Below are 16,140 nucleotides of genomic sequence, written 5' to 3'. Positions count from 1 at the left end.
TTGGCTCCAAACATTATGGAAAAAGTGTGTTCATAATCGGCCATGGAAAGAACAGGTTTTGAACATAGATTTGCCATCCCGTCATTCGGCAAACCCAAATTCCTGAAAATATGACCAAATCGCGCCAGAACATAGACATCCTTTTGCCATAATAGTGGAGTCGGGTTATTGGGCAAATTGTGCAAAGCGAAGCGCGAAGGTAACATAATAAATGGACAAAACGTGATACACAAAACCATGGTGAAGGTGGAGACGCACATGATCCGCAAAATGACGTTACAAACCTCAAAGAGAGACGAAATGATCGATATTACGGCTGACGTGGCCGAGGTCGTTCGCCAAGAAAAAATAAGGCATGGATTGGCTGTGGTGTACTGTCCTCATACTACGGCAGGCATCACAATAAACGAAAACGCAGACCCCGACGTAGTCCGCGATATGCTCATGAGACTGGATGAAGTATATCCATGGCAGCATCCCAAATACCGTCATATGGAAGGGAACACCGCTTCCCATCTAAAAGCAAGTACAGTAGGCACCTCTCAAACCGTTATTATTCATGAGGGGAATCTCGTACTTGGCAGATGGCAGGGAATTTATTTCTGCGAGTTCGACGGCCCGAGGCATCGAACGTATTATGTGAAGTTGATGAATGAGTAAAGAAAGGCCGCCCGGTTATGGCGGCCTTGGTTGTGCAGCTTACTTCGAAGCCCACAGATGGTATTGCGAGGCGATGCCCCACAGCTTAAACAATGCTTTCACCAGCGGATACGCCTGATGAATCAGTACGGCAAGAAAGCCGGCCCACCATAGAGAGGCGGCGGCCGTAAGCAATCCGATGCCGCCCGTAATGCCGAAGACGATCAGCGCCACCCCTATAATCGGAAGCAAGCGGCGGAGAAACCCGCCGAGCGACGGCCATACCTTGTTTTCGGAGACGATGCCGAAGCCGGCGTGCATGAAAGCCAGCTCCAGAACGCTTTGGTAGGCAAGCCATCCGGCAGCGTAAGGAACAAGGGCGATCGCCATGCCTTGCAAATCCTTGGCGGCATTGACGGCGCCGATGGCATGGGGAACGAGCCAAAACAACGGAGCGAACGTCAATACGGTCTGGATCAAGTAGAGCAGCAGGAACGGCTTCGCGTATCGCTTCACGCCTTGAATGAAGGATGTGCGCGGCCTCGAGCCGGTGCCTTGGTGAAGCGTATTATAGATGCCTCCGTTAATGAGCGGCGTCAGCACCATCCGGGCGAGGACGAACAGCCCGAAAGCCCATACGAACGGCATAATTGCGTCGGTTTTGGTCAATTGAAACTGCGCTTCGAGCCAAAACAGCCGGTTCGCCGCCCCGGAGAGCTCTTCTCCGGGGTAGCGATGAAGCAGGGGAACGACGGTGTCCTTGACGTATTTGAACAATACGAAGCCCCATATATATTGGTAAATAAACAGCAGGAACAGCAGAAACCAGCTTTTGCGCGCGGCGTTCCAGCCGCTGCGTGCGAATGACCACATCGTACTCATCACCTCCGCTCCGATTACCACGCGAACGCCCCTACGATCGCTTCAATGAATTTGGACGCCCCCAGGTTGAACCTGGCTTCCGTTTTGTCGTTGACATCGGTTTTCATGAAATTGTTAATGCGCTTATGCTCCAGCACGGAATCGTAACCCGGGTCGACGGAAACCCATCGAAGCTTGGTGGCCGAAGGCGGGAGCGTAAATACGGTGCTTTTCTCGTCGCCCTTCCATTGTTGGTTTACGGTCGAGCCGTCCTCGAACCGGAAGCGGACGTTGACCGGGCCGTGCTTCCCGCTGAGGCTGGACACTTGAATGCGATATTCGTAGCCTGTTTTATCGCCGGTACGGACTTTCTTCTCGTCGATCCGGTCGACGGAGTAATCCACCATCAAGTCTCCGTAAACGAACTGGTCGAAGAACGAATCCCAGCTGCGCTTCGTGACATTTTCCAATACCTTCTGAAAATCGCCGGTCGACGGGTGGCGGAATTTCCAACGCTCGAAATACGTTTTCAGCACCCGCTTCATCTGCTTCGCGCCGATCTCCTTCTCGATGGCCAGCAATACCAGCTTTCCGCGGATATACACATTGTCCGCATAATGGTCGTGGTTTTTGTAATTCCACGCAAAGCTCGTTAACGAGGCCGGATTTGTCATATAGATTGCTTCGATCAACGTGTTCGGCTGCACGCCGTACTCGGCCTCCATCACTTTGTCTTCGGCATACGAGGTGAAGGCTTCGTCGAGCCACGCCTCCTCGAACTCGTTGCTCGCCACCATGCCGTACCAGTACTGGTGGCCGATTTCGTGAGCGATGACGCGCTCTAGCTCGAAGTCCATATCGGCCGAATCTGCGGCCCAAGTCGTAATCAGCGTCGGATACTCCATGCCGCCTGCGCCGCCTGCGCCTTCGGGAGGAACGACGACCGACAGCGTGCTGTATGGGTATTTTCCGTACCATGCGCTGTAGCTTTCGAGAGACTTTTTGACGGCGTACATATAGCGCTCTTTTAGATCGGTGTGCTTAGGGTCGAGATATAATTTGATTTTGATGCCGGGAACATTGGGCGCCGAGAACGAGTCCTCCGCATAGACGAAATCGGGCGAGGCCGCCCAAGCGAAGTCGTGAACGTCGTCGGCGTAAAACCGGTACGTCTTCATTCCGGACTTCTTGTCGATCGTTGCCGGCTTCGGCGGGAAGCCGGTGGCTGCGACGGTATATTGCGCCGGAACTTGAATTTTTACATTATAAATGCCGAAGTCCGAATAAAATTCGGAGTTTCCGTGATACTGATGCGCGTTCCAGCCCTCCTCCGTCCGGCCGCGAGTGCCGGAGGGCTCATAGACCGCGACCTTGGGGAACCACTGCCCGGCCATAATGAAGTTGCCGGAGTATCCCATGCGGGCGAACACTTGGGGGAGCTTTACTTCGAACCCCATTTTTAGCGTGACGGTGTCATTGGGCGAAACGGGCTTGGGGAGCCTTACCTTCACCAATGTGCGGTCGGTCTTGTTGCCGTCGTCCGGCTGCACGAATTGCATCCTGTGGGTGAGGTCTAAGCCTTCCGCCGTTTTGATGTAGACGACGTTCATGCTTCCGAAGCTGTCGCCGTTCGCCGAGTCGTTGCGCAGCTTGCCCCCCGATTCGCGATTAAACGTAGACTGCTTGGACTCGAACGCGTTCGGGTAAAGGTGGAAATAAAGCTCCTGCACAGACTGCCTGCCCGGGTTGCGCCAAGTGACGGTTTGATTCCCGACCAGCCGTTTATCCTCCGCGTTCAGCTGAACGCCGATATGATATTCGACGATGCGCTGGCTTAGAGGATCGGGCGCTTTGGGCTTCTCGGGAGCGGGGGGCTCCGGCGAGCCCTTGGGCTGGGAGGCTTGCGCTTGCGGCGACTTGGTCCTGGACACCGTCCCTTGCTTTGTTGCGGACTTGCCTCCTTTCCCCGGGGCGGAATCATCCGCCGCTGAGGAAGCGTCGAAGGCGGACGGAGCCTGCCCGCCCGTCCACACTGTAACTAGGACAGCCGAAACAAATAATAGAAGCAGCACTGATCGGCCGTACTTTAACCAGATACGATTCATCGTTTTCACCCCGTTGACAAGCTTCTAAGGCATGTATATGTCGGCTTGTCTAGGAATATTTCTATTCCTCGGCGGCGGTTTGGGGAAAACGTGGAATCGATTGTGCGGCATGCGAGTTTTAGCGGAAAAATAATTGTGATATGATGAAGCTATATGAAAAACGCCGAGAAAGTGCAGGTGCAGCGAGCTTGGAAATCGGAAAGAAAAAATTAACCGCACTCAACGTGGTGGGCAATAAAGGACATGAGAGCTTTGGAGCGGGTACCATCGATTTGAATAACGTTTCGGCCGTCATTATCGACGGGAATGAAGCTTATATCGATTTGGGAGCCCTGCATGCGAAGAGCAAGATCGAGCGCGGCATCAAATTTTCTACGAATAAAGAGGATGTGCCGAACGGACGGCGCTGCTGGATTGTGTGGGTCGCCGTCGACAAGAAGCCGGATGCCGGCGCGAGCTATGCGGGCGTGTCCGCGTGCGAGATGCTGATCGACACGGAGGCGCGCAGAGGATGGAAAATTCTCGCGGACCACGTCAACCGGATGGATTATGCGATGAAGCGCCGCGTCATGGTGGAAGGGCTCAACGATGAAGAAAAGTCGGTGCTGAGAAACTTCCTGCAAGCGTACAACGACGAGATGTGGGCGAACTCCAGCGAGCAGCTGAAGCAGGCGCTGGAGGCGTAAGCTCTTTGTCGGCAGGTTGATGCGTGCGTGGAAGAGCTGCGGCTCGCGGTAGCGCCAAACTTTGGTGCTTAGACGGTTGTGCGGTGGGAAAGTGGCAGGGTTAGTACCAAGTTTTGGTGCTAAGATGGTTGTGCGGCGGTAAAGTGGCAGGGTTAGCACCAAGTTTTGGAGCTAAGGCGGTCGTGCGGCGGGAAAGTGGTAGGGTTATTTCCAAGTTTATACGAAAATGTGGTTTAAGTGTGGGTTAGGCACGAATACGTTTTCGGCATAAAAAGACCTGCTTCCTCAAAAATATTGGTGCTAGCTCCGGCTGGGCCGGCTGCCCACGGGGCGTTTGCGCCAACTTTTGGTGTTAACGCCGGGGCGTCCCCCTTATCCGGTTTGCGCCGCCGGAGTTAACGGAACGAAATGTCCGCTAAAAACCGCCTCACCCCTAAAAGCTGCGATTTAACGGAACAAGTTGTCCGCTAATCGCCCGAAAACCGCCACTTTTCGGAGATTCAAGCGAATTAACGGACATTCGGTTCCGTTAATGAGCCCTTTTACCCGGTTTCGACAAAATTAGCGGACACCCGGTTCCGTTAGCGCCAAAGCGGTTAGCGTCAGTTTCGGAAGCAGTGGTAACCGGCGATACCGGCAGCATCGGCAGAACCGGAAGCTCTGGTATCACCGTCATCACAGCCCAAATCGATTCGACCTTTGACCTGCCATTCTCATCGTCGTAGAAAGATCCGTCTTTAAAACATACTTTACATTTTCATACCCGGTGGTGTCCGCATGGACATGAGAGTTTTTGGTGCTAAGGCGGTCATGCGGCGGTAAAGTGGCAGGGTTAGTACCAAGTTTTGGTGCTAAGATGGTTGTGCGGCGGGACAGCAGTAGGGTTAGTACCAAGTTTTGGTGCTAAGATGGTTGTGCGGCGGGAAAGCAGTAGGGTTAGTAACAAGTTTTGGTGCTAAGACGGTCGTGCGGCGGAAAACAGTGGAGTTAGCACCAAGTTTTGGAGCTAAGAATAAAAGGGTTATGCACCTGACTGAGAGCCAGGCGCACAACCCTTTTTTTGTTTAACTGTTCCACCAACGCTTCAAATCTTGCCACCAGTTCCGTTTCGTTTCGTCGGCGCCGCCTCCGCCCGGATCCAGCGGCTCGGAATCCCTGGAGTGGACGGTGCAATATTCCGTAGGCTCGGTGCCCTCGATGAACGATTCGAGCCGCGGATTCGGACAATCCGCCGTAGCGAGCATCCCTGTCTGCGGATCGATATACACGTTTACCACGCCTTCCGGCACTTGGAACAGCTTCGGCGGCACCGTTTCCAGCGCATGCTCCGTAAACTCGGCGAAAATCGGCGACGCGGAGTGCGCCTCCACCGTCGAGATCTCGCGCCCCTGATCGTGTCCGACCCATACGGCGGTCGCCAGCTCAGGCGTAAAGCCGACCATCCACGCGTCCGTATTCGTCGTACCGGTCTTGCCGGCGACAGGACGCTTAATCAGCTGCGCCACTCGGCTCCCGGTGCCGCCGTCGTCAAACACGCTCTCCATCAAATGAGTGAGCACATAAGCATACCGCGCGTCGACGGCGCGTTTGGACTGCATATGGTTTTCATATATCGTGCGCCCGTACGAATCCACGATTTTCAATATCGCCATCGGCTCCATGCGTACGCCGTGATTGGCGATCGTGCCGAAGGCGGACGCCATTTCGAACGGACTGACGGGAAACGTGCCGAGCGCCAAAGACGGCAGCGGCTCCATCGGACTGTCTATGCCCAGATTACGAGCGGTTTCGATAACCTTGTCGGCGCCGACCTGCATAATCGTGTTGACCGCATAAATATTGTCGGACCGGGAAATCGCATACCGCAAATCGACGTAATCGTTCGGGTACCGATTGCCGAAGTTTTGCGGCGCATACGTTTTGCGGCCCTCATCATAGGTAAAGACGGTCGGCTCGCTCTTAAACCGCGTCGTCGCCGTAAAGCCCTCTTGCTGAAGCGCCGTCAAATATAAAATCGGCTTGAAGGAGGAGCCGGGCTGGCGTGTCTTTGCAAAGACGCGGTTATATTGGTTTTCCTCATAATCGCGCCCCCCCACCATCGCCCGAATATGTCCGTTGCGCGGATCGATGGACACTAGCGCCGCTTGCAGGCCGTCTTTGCCGTCCAAATATTTGGCCATCGTCTCCTCCGCAATCCGCTGCGTCCGCAAATCAAGCGTCGTATAAACGGTAATGCCGCCCGAATCGTACAGCTTCTCGTCGATCCCCAGCTCGTTAACGGCGATCGATCTCACATAATCTCTGAAGTAGGGCGCCAATGAAGGCTTCCGATCCTCCAGCGGCTTGAGCGCGAGCTCGCGGGCATAGGCGGCTTCCGCCTCCGAAGCGCTAATAACGCCCTGCTCGGCCATAGCGTCCAAGATCAGCTTCTGCCTGGCCTTGCTTCGGTCGTAATCCATATAAGGAGAGTAATACTTCCAGCTTTTCATCACCCCGGCGAGCAGTGCGCTTTCTTCCAGCGACAAATTTTTGGCGTCCTTGCCGAAATACATTTGCGACGCGGCCTGAATACCGTAAGCGCCGTGTCCGAAATAAATTTCGTTCAAGTACATCGCCAAAATTTCACTCTTCGTATATTCCATCTCGAGCTGCAGCGCAAACAGGAGCTCCTTCACTTTTCTGGCAAAGGTGCGCTCATGGGACAAAAACAAGTTCCGGGCGAGCTGCTGCGTCAGCGTGCTGGCGCCTTGGTTAAACTTCATTGTCTTAATGTCGATCCATACCGCGCGAGCCAAGCCGATCGGGTCGAAGCCGAAATGCTGATAAAACCTTTTATCCTCGATCGCCAGCGTCGCTTGCACCATGTACGGCGAAATTTGATCCAGCTTGACAATATGCCGGTTTCGACCGCCGTGAAACGAGTCGATCAGCTCGCCGTTGGCGTCCAGTATCTGCGAGGACTGAGAGAAGGACATTTGCGGAAGCGGCTGCGTGCGCAAATAGAGCAAGAGACCGGCAAATCCGATCCCCGCACATAAAATAACGGCGACAAATAAGACCACGATACGCTTGATTCTCCGAATCAAACGCAGCAGGGGAATATCATCGGAGCCGTCCCGCACTCGCATATTCGGTTTTTGCAGCGGTTCTTCCATTTAGAGCCCTCCTGTACACCTGCATCATACTACCCATTATGGAAAAATGCGGCCCGCGATATACTCTAGGTTTTCCTCATTTGGTTGCATTTTCTTAGCAGTTCTCTATAATGACATTGTGCAAGAAGAAACGGCCGCGCCGTCCCTTGACGGTCGACCGTTTCTCGGTGAAATATAAGACAGGTATGGGTGTGAACTCATACTTTCTTATATTTTGAAATACGGTAACAACCGGATGGATGAAAGAGGGATGCGGATATGGAACTGTGGTTTACGGAAAAACAGACCGAAAATTTCGGCATAACGGCAAAAATTACGAGAACTTACGTGGATGAACAGACCGATTTTCAACATTTGGCGATGATCGATACGGTCGAATGGGGCCGTATGCTCGTCTTGGACGGCATGGTCATGACAACGGTACGCGACGAATTCGTATATCACGAAATGGTGGCGCATCCGGCGCTCGTGACGCACCCGAATCCGAAGCACGTGCTGATCGTTGGCGGCGGAGACGGCGGGGTTTTGCGCGAAGTGCTGAAGCACCCGAAGGTGGAGAAGGCCGTCCTCGTCGACATCGACGGCAAGGTCATCGAATATTCCAAGAAGTATTTGCCGGAAATCGCCGGCGAAATGGACAACCCGCGCGCCGAGGTGCTGGTGGACGACGGCTTCATGCACATCGCGAAGCACAAGAATGCTTACGATGTCATCATGGTGGACTCGACCGAGCCGGTCGGACCGGCCGTCGAGCTGTTCAGCAAAGGCTTTTATCAAGGCATCTACGAAGCGCTTAAGGATGAGGGCATCTTCGTCGCCCAGACGGACAATCCTTGGTTCAAAGCGGACTTGATCCGCAACGTGAACCGCGACGTTAAGGAAATTTTCCCGATCGTCCGCGTGTTCTGCGCCAACATTCCGACGTACCCGAGCGGTCTGTGGACGTTCACGATGGGCAGCAAGAAGCACGACCCGCTAGCCGTGGACGAGGCGTCCATTCCGGAATTCGAGACGAAGTACTACACTCCTCGGCTGCATAAAGCGGCGTTCGTGCTGCCGAAATTCGTCGAGGACCTTGTGAAATGAGACTCGACCAAGCGTATTCGGGCAACGTCTTTATTATGAGCTCGGACGATTACGCCGCATCGCAAGCCGTTATTTACGGCATGCCGATGGATTATACGGTCAGCTTCCGCCCGGGCTCCCGGTTCGGGCCGGCGCGCATCCGCGAATCGTCCGTCGGTCTTGAGGAATACAGTCCGTACTTGGACCGGCACCTCGAGGACATCCGGTATTTCGACGCGGGCGACCTGCTGCTGCCGTTCGGCAACGCGGCGCGCAGCTTGGACATTATCGGAGAATACGTGAGCAAGCTTCTGGCCGACGGCAAAATCCCGATCGGGCTCGGAGGGGAGCATCTGGTGTCGTGGCCGGTCATCCGCGAGGTGTACAAGAAATACCCGGAGCTGCGCCTCATTCATATCGACGCCCATGCGGATTTGCGCGAGCAGTATGAAGGCGAGCCGCTGTCGCACTCTACGCCGATCCGCAAGGCGGCCGAATTGATGGGCGGCAAGCGCGTGTACCAGTTCGGCATTCGTTCGGGCATGCGGGAAGAGTTCCAGTGGGCTCGCGATAACGTGAACTTCCACCCGTTCGACGTGCTCGAGCCGATCAAGAAGGTACTCCCGGAGCTTTCCGGAAAGCCGGTGTACGTGACGATCGACATCGACGTGCTCGATCCTTCGGCGGCGCCGGGCACCGGTACGGCGGAAGCGGGAGGCATTACCTCCAAGGAGCTGCTGGCTGCCGTACACGCGATTGCAGGCAGCGGCGCGAACGTGGTTGGGGCCGATCTGGTTGAAGTGGCGCCGATTTACGATCCGACGGAGCAAACGCCGATTGTCGCCGCGAAGCTCGTTCGAGAGATGCTGCTCGGTTTTTTGAAATAACGGCAAAAAGGACTGCTCTTACGGAAGGGGCGGTCCTTTTTTTGTTGTGCAGGAGAACTTGTTCCCTTTGTTGCAAAAGGCACGACCGTTGAGTACACTTGATTTCATGAATGAGATGAAACGCCAAGTGCAAATACGCCTGCATACGGCCCATGACGGGGAACGGCAAACCGTCAGAGCGAAGGGCCATGTATATTTAAAAGGACAGCATACCTACATCCGTTATGAAGAGCCCGCAACGGAGCAGCATGGCGCGGTTACGACAACGATTAAGATCGCGGACCGCTCCGTTACGGTCATCCGCCGCGGGGCGGTAACCTCCGAGCAGCGCTTCGTGCCGGGAATCGCTACAAGGGGATTCTATGAAACGCCGCAAGCGTCGTTTCCGCTGGAAACGAGCACGAAGACGCTGGATATTTCGCTGGCGGACGGGATCGGTTACGTGGAATGGACATATACGCTTCTCATCGGAGGGGCGCAGGCGGGACGTTTTCGCTTAAGATTGGTAGTTCAGGAGGATGAAGAAATCAGATGAGCGCACTAGAGCAGCAGAGGGAGAAAGTAAGAGCGGCCTTCGCGCAAGCGATCGGCAAGGCCGGGTTGCTGCCGGACGGACAGCAAGCGGAAATTACGCTGGAGGTGCCGAAGGAGAAGGCGCACGGCGATCTGGCGACGAACGTGGCGATGCAGCTGACCCGGCTGGCAAAGAAGCCGCCGCGCGCCATTGCGGAAGCGCTGCTTGCGGAGCTGGACCGTTCAGCCGCCGGCATCGAGCGGGCGGAAATCGCAGGTCCCGGGTTTATTAATCTGTTTTTGGACAAATCGTTCTTAAGAGAAATTGTGAAGGAAGCGATTGCGCAAGGAGAACGGTTCGGCAGAACGAACGCCGGAGGCGGCAGCAAGGTGCAGGTGGAGTTCGTCAGCGCCAACCCGACAGGCAGCCTGCATCTCGGCCACGCCCGCGGGGCGGCGGTCGGCGACGCGTTGTGCAACGTGCTCGATTTCGCGGGTTACGAGGTGCAGCGCGAATATTACATTAACGACGCCGGGAACCAAATCGCCAATTTGGCGAAGTCGATCGAGGCCCGATATGTCCAGGCGCTGGGCAAGGAAGCAGAGATGCCGGAAGACGGCTACTTCGGCGAAGACATTATCGGCTTCGGGCACGAGCTGGCGGAGGAGAAAGGCGATTCGCTTCTCTCCTTGCCGGACCATGAACGGTTCGCGTTCTTCCGCGCTTTCGGCTTGGAGCGCGAGCTTAACAAAATTAAGCGGGATTTGGAACGGTTCCGGGTTCGCTTCGACAGATGGTACAGCGAAACCTCTTTATATGAAACCGGCAAAATCGACGAAGCTCTGGACTTGCTGCGCAAGCACGGACACGTGTACGAGCAGGAAGGCGCGCTGTGGCTCCGCACGACGCCGATGGGCGACGATAAGGACCGCGTCTTGATTAAGAACGACGGCTCTTACACGTACTTGCTGCCGGACCTTGCCTATCATCTGGATAAATACCGCCGCGGCTTCGACCGCATGATCAATATTTGGGGCGCGGACCACCACGGATATGTACCGAGAATGAAAGCGGCCATGGAAGCGCTGGGAGAAGACCCCGGCAAGCTGACCGTGCTGATCTCCCAGATGGTCAGCCTGTATCAGGGCGGCGAGAAGGTGAAGATGTCCAAGAGAACCGGCAAAGCGGTTACGATGGAGGATCTCATAGACGAAGTCGGCGTCGACGCGACACGCTATTTCTTCACGATGCGGAGCACGGATACGCATCTCGATTTCGACATGGATCTTGCGGTATCGCAATCGAACGAAAACCCGGTGTATTACGTTCAGTATGCCCATGCCAGAATTTGCAGCATATTCCGCCAAGCGGCCGAGAACGGCGTTTCCGTTCCGTCCGGTGCGGAGGCCGATCTTTCGCCTCTCGCTTCCGAGGCGACCTACGATATCCTGCGGAAGATGGGCGAGTTTGCGGAGGCGGTGGCGGATGCCGCGCTGGCGCTGGCGCCGCACAAAATCGTCCGGTATGCCTACGAGCTTGCATCCGATTTCCACAGCTACTATAAAGCCGAAAGAATTCTTACGGATGATCCGAAGGAAACGCAGGCCAAGCTTTCGCTGCTGCTCGCCCTTCGGCATACGATCGCCAACGCGCTCCGCTTGATCGGCGTTTCCGCTCCGGAAAGAATGTAGTCCGCCCGGCTAGCTTACGAATTCATTTCCCGAAACGCCTTCAGCGCGTCGATACGGCCCGGTAACCGGGCCTTTTTTGTTTTGCCGGGCAGCGGCACTTGGGCCGCGGATACGATCCGCTTCAGCTCCGCAGGCGTCAGCTTCGGGTTGGCGGACAACAGCAATGCGACGATTCCGGTTACATGAGAGGTCGCCATCGAGGTGCCGTGCATTTCGTAATAGCGTCGGTTCGGCCAGGTGGACATAATCCGGGAACCGGGCGCATACACGTCGATCCGCTTACCTCTATTGCTGAACGGAGCAATGTTTCCGTTTCCGTCGATCGCTCCGACGCTGATCGTTTGAGGGAAGCGGGCCGGGTAGTCGACGAAGGCGCTTTTCCCGTCGTTGCCGGACGATGCGACGATAACGACGCCGTGGCGCGCGGCGTTGCGGACGGCTTCCAGCATCGCTTCGCTGCGTTTTTTCATGCCGAAGCTCATATTGATGACGTTCATGCCGTTCTGAACGCACCAATCGATGCCGGTAATGATGTCGGACACGTAAGCGGAGCCGTTATGGTCGAACGCCTTGACCGGATATAACGTCGCGCGGGGCGCTATGCCCGACATTCCCCATCGTCCCGAAGCGGCGATGGTGCCCGAAATATGCGTGCCGTGTCCGTTGTCGTCGAACGGCAGCGTATGCGGTGCGATCAAGTTGATGCCGCGTGCAAGCACGGGCTGAAGATCGGGATGCAAAAAATCGACCCCGGTATCGATGACGCCGATTTTTACGCGGTCGCCCATTGAACGGTTCCATACCGAAGGCACTCTCAGCTTGCGGATTCCGGTCGGAATAAACGGCTTGCGGAACCGGGGGCTCACTAGCGACTCAGGATCCTGGACGGCAATGGCGTGGACCGATATTTTGACATCTTCCTCAACCGTTACGCTGCCGGCGAACTTGCCCAGGAGCTGCGGGCTCGGCAATCCGGGGCAAACGAATGCGGAGATGAGCGGCAGCGGCTGTACATAACGCAAACGCTTATAGATTTTTTTGCTCTGCGTAATTGCCTTCTTTACGGCGCGGAAGAGAGACGGATCGTTCAACCGGATAATATGGCGTTTGGCCGACCTTTCGCTTGAGCGGGAGAGCAACCGGTTGAGCATCTTGGCGAATGCGAAAGCTTCCATGGGCAAACCCTCCCTTACACAGAATAGCTTGTCGGGATATTCGTCACATTGTATGTCTTGCCGTCTTAGGAGGCTTGAGCATTCGCCGTTTTCTTAATAATTGGGCACGTAAATGTGGCGAGCGGAAGCGAAGCTTCATAGTATAGCCTTAGGAGCGGTCGCTCTCGATCAAAGGGTGGCAAACAGGGATTTTGCCATCACTGGATACAGTCAAGGCGAAGGGGAAACCTTTCGCCCTCTCTTTTTATTTAAGGTGTTCCGCGTCCCGGTTGCATTTTTCTAGAAAATAGGTTTTACTAAAATGGGAAAATGGAAAGGGTAGTTGTATTACATACTTTCCTGTGCGGCTTGGCACAGGGAGCGAAAGGAAAGTGCCGAACGTGAGCGAATCGTATACGTTGAAGGTTAGCCCGGACCAAGCGCAAGAAATGCCGATGGTCGATTTGGCTTTTGAAATTTTAAAGGCTTCCAATACGCCGTTCTATTACCGGGATTTAATGAAGGAAATCGCCAAAATCAAAAACCTGTCCGATGAAGAGATGATGGACGTCATCGCTCAGGTGTATACCGAAATTAATATCGACGGCCGCTTTGCGTGCGTCGGCAGCAATCTTTGGGGACTAAAGCGCTGGTATCCGGTTGAGAAAGCCGATGACAGCGGTGTGGGCAACAACAAAAGACCGCGCATTATTAACGACGAAGATGACGATGATATCGACGAGGATATTTTCGGCGAAGAAGACGATGCATACGACGGCGACGGAGAAGTCGAAGACTTCGATTCGATCGATGAGGACCGCGACGAATTTTTCGCGGAGGAGGAAGAGGTCGAAGAGGAGATCGTCGACGAGGATGCGGAAGACGATGTGATCGACGAAGACGAAGAACTCGATGATGACGGCGGCGAGGATGCGGAAGAAGAGGAAGAACTGTTGGACGACGAAGAGGATGACGACCGTTAATCGGTTCGTCGGCCAACGATCGAATATCGGGTTGACATGCCCTGAAGGACAGAGTAAACTATCCTTTGGGCTTTAACAGAACGGAACAAAAAAAGTGCCCCGTCACCTGACGGGTGTCACTTTTTTTCTTTTAACGTCAAGAAGAAACGGCTGTGCCGTCCTCTGACGGTAAGACCGTTTCTCGGTGAAATATATCTGTGAACGGCTTCCATAGATGTTTCTCATTAAACAGGGAGGAAATTAAGCGCCATGACTAAGTATATTTTCGTGACCGGAGGCGTTGTGTCGTCCCTTGGCAAGGGGATTACGGCGGCATCCTTGGGCAGGCTTCTGAAAAATCGGGGCCTCAAAGTGACGATCCAGAAATTCGATCCGTATATTAATGTCGATCCCGGCACGATGAGCCCGTACCAGCACGGGGAAGTGTTCGTTACGGATGACGGCGCGGAGACCGACCTCGACCTGGGGCATTACGAGCGTTTCATCGACATTAACCTGAGCAAGAACAGCAACGTCACCACGGGGAAAATTTATTCCTCCGTCATTACGAAGGAACGCCGCGGCGAATATTTGGGCGGGACCGTTCAAGTCATTCCGCACATTACGAATGAGATTAAGGAGCGGATTCTGCGCGCCGGTCGGGAAACGCAGCCGGACGTCGTCATTACGGAGATCGGTGGAACCGTCGGCGATATCGAAAGTTTGCCGTTCCTTGAGGCGATCCGTCAAATGAAGAACGATATCGGCCGCCAGAACGTGATGTATATCCATGTAACGCTCATTCCGTTCCTGAACGCGGCCGGCGAAGCGAAGACGAAGCCGACGCAGCACAGCGTGAAGGAGCTGCGCAGCATCGGGATCCAGCCGCATCTGATCGTTTGCCGCACGGAGCAGGCGCTTGCGGACGACATGAAGCGGAAGATCGCTCAGTTTTGCGACGTGGATTCGGATGCGGTGATCGAATGCCGCGATGCGGAGACGCTGTACGAGGTGCCGCTGATGCTGCAAGCGCAGCATATGGACGACATCGTGCTGCGCCATCTGGGCATCGAAGCTGCGCCTGCGGATATGACCGAATGGCGGGATCTCGTTCGCCGCGTGAAGTCGCTCGAGCGCACGACGGAAATCGCCATCGTCGGCAAATACGTCGCGCTGCATGACGCATACCTCAGTATTGTGGAGGCGCTCGGCCATGCCGGCATCGTCAGCAATACGGAAGTTAACATTCGCTGGGTGAACGCGGAGGAAGTGTACGACCACAATGTGGACGAGCTGCTGAGCGGAGTACATGGCATTCTTGTGCCAGGCGGCTTCGGAGACCGGGGCATCGAGGGCAAAATCACCGCCATTCGTTATGCGCGCGAGAAGCGCATTCCGTTCTTCGGCATCTGCCTCGGCATGCAGGTTGCGGTTATTGAATATTCCCGCAACGTGCTCGGTTTGAACGGCGCGAACTCGTCCGAGATTAACCCGAATACGCCTCATCCGGTCATTGACCTGCTTCCGGAGCAGAAGGATATCGAAGATCTCGGGGGGACGATGCGTCTGGGGCTGTATCCGTGCAAGCTTGACGAACAAACGCTTGCTTACGAATGCTATAAAGACGAGCTGATTTACGAGCGCCACAGACACCGGTACGAATTTAACAATGCTTACCGCGAACAGATGGAAGCGGCAGGCATGAAAATTTCCGGCACGTCCCCGGACGGCCACCTGGTGGAAATGGTGGAGGTTCCGGATCATCCTTGGTTCTTGGCCGTGCAATTCCATCCGGAGTTCACTTCCCGGCCGAACCGTCCGCAGCCGCTGTTCCGCGAATTCGTGAAGGCGGCGCTGCTGCAACAATAAAATAAGTTGCCGTGCCCTTTCCTCCGGCGTGGGGAAAGGGCTTTTTCCATGCAAATATTTTACGGAAAAGGAGGATTATCCCCTTGTCTCTAGAAGCTATAAGGTAAAATGAAGGCGTTTTACTGTGGTAACTGAGATAGGAGGGATTCCTTTGGAAAAGAAAAAGGTGTTAATCGTGGATGATCAGAACGGGATCCGCGTGCTGCTGACCGAGGTGTTCAGCAGCGAGGGTTACCGTACATTTCAAGCCTCCAACGGCAAGCTTGCGCTTGATATCGTAAACAAGGAAGCGCCGGAGCTCGTGCTGCTGGATATGAAAATTCCGGGAATGGACGGTTTGGAAATATTGAAGCACATTAAGAAAATCAACCCGGAGATCAAGGTCATCATGATGACGGCCTACGGGGAGCTCGATATGATTAAGGAAGCGACGGAATCGGGGGCATTGATGCACTTTACGAAGCCGTTCGACATCGATGAGCTGAGATCGGCCGTTAACGCCGAGCTGAGAGGGCCTCGAAGCGCAGCCAGAACGTAAGCGGTCAACCGCGA

General features: G+C 54.9%; 13 protein-coding genes. 9 read left to right on the top strand and 4 right to left on the bottom strand.

Going from position 1 to position 16,140, the window contains the following annotated elements; translation table 11 throughout:
* Positions 1–258 precede the first annotated feature (258 nt).
* On the top strand, positions 259–660 hold the full coding sequence (locus PT964_RS13905) for a secondary thiamine-phosphate synthase enzyme YjbQ (protein WP_274363961.1): 402 nt from the start codon (positions 259–261) through the stop codon (positions 658–660).
* A gap of 39 nt (positions 661–699) precedes the next feature.
* Here PT964_RS13905 and PT964_RS13900 read toward each other — a convergent pair whose 3' ends face one another.
* Together PT964_RS13900 and PT964_RS13895 are read right to left on the bottom strand one after the other, a co-directional pair.
* A complete protein-coding gene (locus tag PT964_RS13900; RefSeq protein ID WP_274363960.1) occupies positions 700–1,521 on the bottom strand; it encodes a hypothetical protein in 822 nt (273 codons plus the stop codon).
* A 14-nt stretch (positions 1,522–1,535) separates the two neighbouring features.
* The gene (locus tag PT964_RS13895) at positions 1,536–3,605 is read right to left on the bottom strand and encodes a M1 family metallopeptidase (RefSeq protein ID WP_274363959.1); all 2,070 of its coding nucleotides are present in this window, start codon (positions 3,603–3,605) and stop codon (positions 1,536–1,538) included.
* Between the two features lie 143 nt (positions 3,606–3,748).
* Between PT964_RS13895 and PT964_RS13890 the strand changes: the two genes are divergently transcribed.
* The gene (locus tag PT964_RS13890; protein ID WP_274364040.1) at positions 3,749–4,291 is read left to right on the top strand and encodes a YwhD family protein; all 543 of its coding nucleotides are present in this window, start codon (positions 3,749–3,751) and stop codon (positions 4,289–4,291) included.
* Positions 4,292–5,355: 1,064 nt separating this feature from the next.
* Here PT964_RS13890 and PT964_RS13885 read toward each other — a convergent pair.
* The gene (locus tag PT964_RS13885) at positions 5,356–7,446 is read right to left on the bottom strand and encodes a transglycosylase domain-containing protein (RefSeq protein ID WP_274363958.1); all 2,091 of its coding nucleotides are present in this window, start codon (positions 7,444–7,446) and stop codon (positions 5,356–5,358) included.
* Between the two features lie 258 nt (positions 7,447–7,704).
* On the opposite strand from PT964_RS13885, the gene speE reads away from it, so the two are divergent.
* The 4 genes from speE to argS all read left to right on the top strand — a co-directional run bounded on the left by speE (position 7,705) and on the right by argS (position 11,603).
* Positions 7,705–8,532, top strand: a complete 828-nt coding sequence (speE, locus tag PT964_RS13880) for a polyamine aminopropyltransferase (protein ID WP_274363957.1) — start codon at positions 7,705–7,707, stop codon at positions 8,530–8,532.
* The gene (gene speB / locus PT964_RS13875) at positions 8,529–9,398 is read left to right on the top strand and encodes an agmatinase (protein WP_274363956.1); all 870 of its coding nucleotides are present in this window, start codon (positions 8,529–8,531) and stop codon (positions 9,396–9,398) included. Before speE ends, speB begins: the two co-directional genes overlap by 4 nt.
* 88 nt (positions 9,399–9,486) lie before the next feature.
* Complete coding sequence (locus tag PT964_RS13870) at positions 9,487–9,933, top strand: YwiB family protein (protein WP_274363955.1); 447 nt, start codon at positions 9,487–9,489, stop codon at positions 9,931–9,933.
* Positions 9,930–11,603: an arginine--tRNA ligase gene (argS, locus tag PT964_RS13865; RefSeq protein WP_274363954.1), complete on the top strand. Its 1,674-nt coding sequence runs from the start codon at positions 9,930–9,932 to the stop codon at positions 11,601–11,603. The genes PT964_RS13870 and argS overlap by 4 nt, the downstream gene beginning before the upstream one ends.
* A gap of 14 nt (positions 11,604–11,617) precedes the next feature.
* On the opposite strand, the gene PT964_RS13860 is transcribed toward argS, so the two are convergent.
* Positions 11,618–12,778: a S8 family peptidase gene (locus PT964_RS13860; RefSeq protein ID WP_274363953.1), complete on the bottom strand. Its 1,161-nt coding sequence runs from the start codon at positions 12,776–12,778 to the stop codon at positions 11,618–11,620.
* 380 nt (positions 12,779–13,158) lie between these two features.
* Here PT964_RS13860 and rpoE point away from each other — a divergent pair, with 380 nt between their 5' ends.
* From rpoE to PT964_RS13845, 3 genes are all read left to right on the top strand, one after another.
* A complete protein-coding gene (gene rpoE / locus PT964_RS13855) occupies positions 13,159–13,740 on the top strand; it encodes a DNA-directed RNA polymerase subunit delta (RefSeq protein ID WP_274364039.1) in 582 nt (193 codons plus the stop codon).
* A 249-nt stretch (positions 13,741–13,989) separates the two neighbouring features.
* The gene (locus PT964_RS13850) at positions 13,990–15,588 is read left to right on the top strand and encodes a CTP synthase (protein ID WP_274363952.1); all 1,599 of its coding nucleotides are present in this window, start codon (positions 13,990–13,992) and stop codon (positions 15,586–15,588) included.
* A gap of 151 nt (positions 15,589–15,739) precedes the next feature.
* Positions 15,740–16,126: a response regulator gene (locus PT964_RS13845; protein ID WP_274363951.1), complete on the top strand. Its 387-nt coding sequence runs from the start codon at positions 15,740–15,742 to the stop codon at positions 16,124–16,126.
* Positions 16,127–16,140: the final 14 nt, after the last annotated feature.

The organism is Paenibacillus thermotolerans, from assembly GCF_028745515.1.
GTDB classification, from domain to species: Bacteria; Bacillota; Bacilli; order Paenibacillales; family YIM-B00363; genus Paenibacillus_AE; species Paenibacillus_AE thermotolerans.
This window is presented reverse-complemented; position numbering and strand designations above follow the sequence as displayed.

Excerpts from the sequence above, each read along its gene's own strand:
- PT964_RS13905 (WP_274363961.1), top strand. The coding sequence starts at position 259 with ATGATCCGCAAAATGACGTTACAAACCTCAAAGAGAGACGAAATGATC.
- PT964_RS13900 (WP_274363960.1), bottom strand. The coding sequence starts at position 1,521 with ATGAGTACGATGTGGTCATTCGCACGCAGCGGCTGGAACGCCGCGCGC.
- PT964_RS13895 (WP_274363959.1), bottom strand. The coding sequence starts at position 3,605 with ATGAATCGTATCTGGTTAAAGTACGGCCGATCAGTGCTGCTTCTATTA.
- PT964_RS13890 (WP_274364040.1), top strand. The coding sequence starts at position 3,749 with ATGAAGCTATATGAAAAACGCCGAGAAAGTGCAGGTGCAGCGAGCTTG.
- PT964_RS13885 (WP_274363958.1), bottom strand. The coding sequence starts at position 7,446 with ATGGAAGAACCGCTGCAAAAACCGAATATGCGAGTGCGGGACGGCTCC.
- speE (WP_274363957.1), top strand. The coding sequence starts at position 7,705 with ATGGAACTGTGGTTTACGGAAAAACAGACCGAAAATTTCGGCATAACG.
- speB (WP_274363956.1), top strand. The coding sequence starts at position 8,529 with ATGAGACTCGACCAAGCGTATTCGGGCAACGTCTTTATTATGAGCTCG.
- argS (WP_274363954.1), top strand. The coding sequence starts at position 9,930 with ATGAGCGCACTAGAGCAGCAGAGGGAGAAAGTAAGAGCGGCCTTCGCG.
- PT964_RS13860 (WP_274363953.1), bottom strand. The coding sequence starts at position 12,778 with ATGGAAGCTTTCGCATTCGCCAAGATGCTCAACCGGTTGCTCTCCCGC.
- PT964_RS13850 (WP_274363952.1), top strand. The coding sequence starts at position 13,990 with ATGACTAAGTATATTTTCGTGACCGGAGGCGTTGTGTCGTCCCTTGGC.